Origin of the sequence: Helicobacter vulpis (assembly GCF_003660395.1) — a bacterium.
Classification (GTDB): Bacteria; Campylobacterota; Campylobacteria; order Campylobacterales; family Helicobacteraceae; genus Helicobacter; species Helicobacter vulpis.
This window is the reverse complement of the sequence record NZ_QXQT01000048.1, coordinates 1-2,375: the sequence shown is the minus strand read 5'-3', so window position 1 is coordinate 2,375 and position 2,375 is coordinate 1. Positions and strand designations below refer to the sequence as shown.

At 42.2% G+C, this 2,375-nt stretch carries 3 protein-coding genes and 1 pseudogene; 2 read left to right on the top strand and 2 right to left on the bottom strand.

Annotated elements, in window-relative coordinates:
- On the top strand, positions 1-564 hold a 564-nt coding region (locus EAO38_RS08435; RefSeq protein ID WP_456237300.1), incomplete at its 5' end, for a PBECR3 domain-containing polyvalent protein.
- 353 nt (positions 565-917) lie between these two features.
- Here EAO38_RS08435 and EAO38_RS08430 read toward each other — a convergent pair.
- Both EAO38_RS08430 and EAO38_RS08425 read right to left on the bottom strand, forming a co-directional pair.
- On the bottom strand, positions 918-1,409 hold the full coding sequence (locus EAO38_RS08430; protein WP_121022857.1) for a hypothetical protein: 492 nt from the start codon (positions 1,407-1,409) through the stop codon (positions 918-920).
- Positions 1,409-1,900: an ImmA/IrrE family metallo-endopeptidase gene (locus tag EAO38_RS08425; protein ID WP_121022855.1), complete on the bottom strand. Its 492-nt coding sequence runs from the start codon at positions 1,898-1,900 to the stop codon at positions 1,409-1,411. The genes EAO38_RS08430 and EAO38_RS08425 overlap by 1 nt, the downstream gene beginning before the upstream one ends.
- Positions 1,901-1,988: 88 nt before the next feature.
- Between EAO38_RS08425 and EAO38_RS08420 the strand changes: the two are divergent.
- A pseudogene (locus EAO38_RS08420) lies at positions 1,989-2,375 on the top strand (site-specific DNA-methyltransferase); the annotation flags it as partial.

Below are 2,375 nucleotides of genomic sequence, written 5' to 3'. Positions count from 1 at the left end.
AAAGAGCCCATAGCAGAGCCTAGCGCAAGGGGGGGAGGGAAACCCCCAAAGGGGGTTAGCCAAGACCTCCTAGACCCTAACAAGCCTTTAAGAAGAGCAAAGCCTGAAGAGATCACACCCGAGTTTTTAGAGGAGGTCAAAAAGCGCAAAGACCAAAAGGTATGGATAGGCGAACTCACTAACTCTAAGATCATTGAGCAACTAGGGTTTAAGACAGACAAGCCGATTAAAATACTCTTTGATGGAGACGCGTTAAAACACATTGAAAAAAGGCATGGCAAGGGGTCAAACTTAGTAGAAATTAGCAAACAGCCGGCAGTAACAATTGAGGATATTAGAAGCTATCCAGAGATTGTCAATCATGCGGATTTGATGAGGGTGGTCAATGAGGGACAAGAAAAGCGTTTAGTGATTGGAAAACAGATAAATGGTTATGTGATCGTTATAGAAACCATCAGCACCAAGAGAAATACACTTAAGCTCAAGACAATATACAAAGCAAACGGAAAATTAGAGAATGGTCCAGATTTTGGGGATGGTGCCTACTATGACTATCGCAAATGAGGATAGCGTCGCACGCCAGTTCTTCACTGGTGCCACTTTGACATAGCCGGGCACTAACCCCAATGAGAGGTTACAGAGAATGTACTGAATGGCTACTTAAACAATTGTCGCAGAGTCCATTTTTAGAGATGGTGCCTACATGCGACTATCTAAAGACTAGATAGCGTGGCCCGTCAGTTGCAAAGAACATAACGCCACTTAGACGCATCCGTTTGCACCACCTTAAACATACCCTACAGAAACTTAAAAGGCAATAAGCCCAAGAAGGTTAAAATTAGTCCTAACTTGTTATAACAATCCATCGCCCTTGAACCCAATTTTAAGCCTAACAAAAATAAGCTGTAAAGTCAAAATTAGGGTTCTTCTTTATAAGCCTCTTCTTGGATGCCCCTACTTTCGCCCTTGAATTGATCCACATATACGCTCGCGTATAAGGTTATACATGACATTACCCAAAACCCAAAAGCGACATAGATGGTGTTAAATATGGGGGATTTAGAAGCATAGATTACTAAGGCGCAAAAACCTAAAAAGACTTTGGAGGCGTAGAGCAAGAACACTTTAGCCCGGTTGAAGCCCATGGAGTGTTGCCTCAAGAATAAAAACGGGTCATTGATTTGGGCGATGAAGACATAGTCTAGAGCAAGAAAGAAATACGCACTAAAAGAAGGGTCTAGCCAGTTTGCTCTATTGTGCAAATTAAACACCACATATACAACTAGGGGGAGATAGGCAAACATCGCCCGCCCTAAGAACAAGAAGAAAATATCTTTATAAGGGGCTCTGAAATGCTCTAGCTTTTTTGTGGTCTTGACTTCGTTATCCAACCTTTGGCTAGCATCCATTAATAAAGCCCCATAGTTTTGACAAAATTATACCGATGGGCAGCAAATTCATAAGAGACATTAAAGAAATCAGCCAACTTGGCTGGGTCATAGCCATAAAAGATACAAGTTGCCACTTCTTTAAAGGGCATCAACAACTCAGCAGCAAAGGCATTAGCTTCTTGCTCTTCCATCTTTTCAAGGGGACTTAAGTACCTATATTCTGTGATACGCGGGCGGGGTTTATCCCTGGTGTGCAACACCCAATGCCCGATCTCATGGGCTATTGAAAAGAATTTACGCAACATGGGCTTTTGGTCGTTTAAAATAAAGATCGTTTTTTGCTCGGGGTTTAGTAGGGCTTCATTTTCTAAATTATCCTTAAACACCACTTGTAACCCCAAATCTTTTAAAAGCAAAGTAAAATAAATAGGGCGGTATTGCTTGTAGGTGGGGTTTCTGTTTAAAAGTTCCCTAGCCAAGCTTGTGGCTTTATAAAAATCTGGTTTCATGGTGTGCCCTTGTCCTTGATTATGCAATACAATATCTTAAACTTTAACCCTTTTTTTCTGTTGCAAATTGTGGTTTAATGCCTTGAAAATGCAGGAGAATACAATAACTTTAATGCTCACCCCCTACCTTAACCAAGTTTTCCACGCCGATGCGCTAGCGTTTATGCAGGGCTTGCCGGATGCTTGTATAGATTGTGTGTGTATGGACCCGCCCTATTGTTCAGGGGGCGCGTTGAATCTAAGAGAGCGCGCCAAAAGCACCAATGATAAGTATTTGCTAACCAACAAGGACATAAAGGGCAGACCCATAAAACCCCCCTATCCTAATTTCTTAGGGGATGGCAAGGACCAAAGGACTTTTATAAAGTGGATGAGCTTTATTTTCGCCCAAATAGAGCGCATTTTAAAGCCGGGGGGGTATTTCTTTAGCTTCATTGATTGGCGCATGTTGCCAGCCCTTTCTGATAGCATTCAG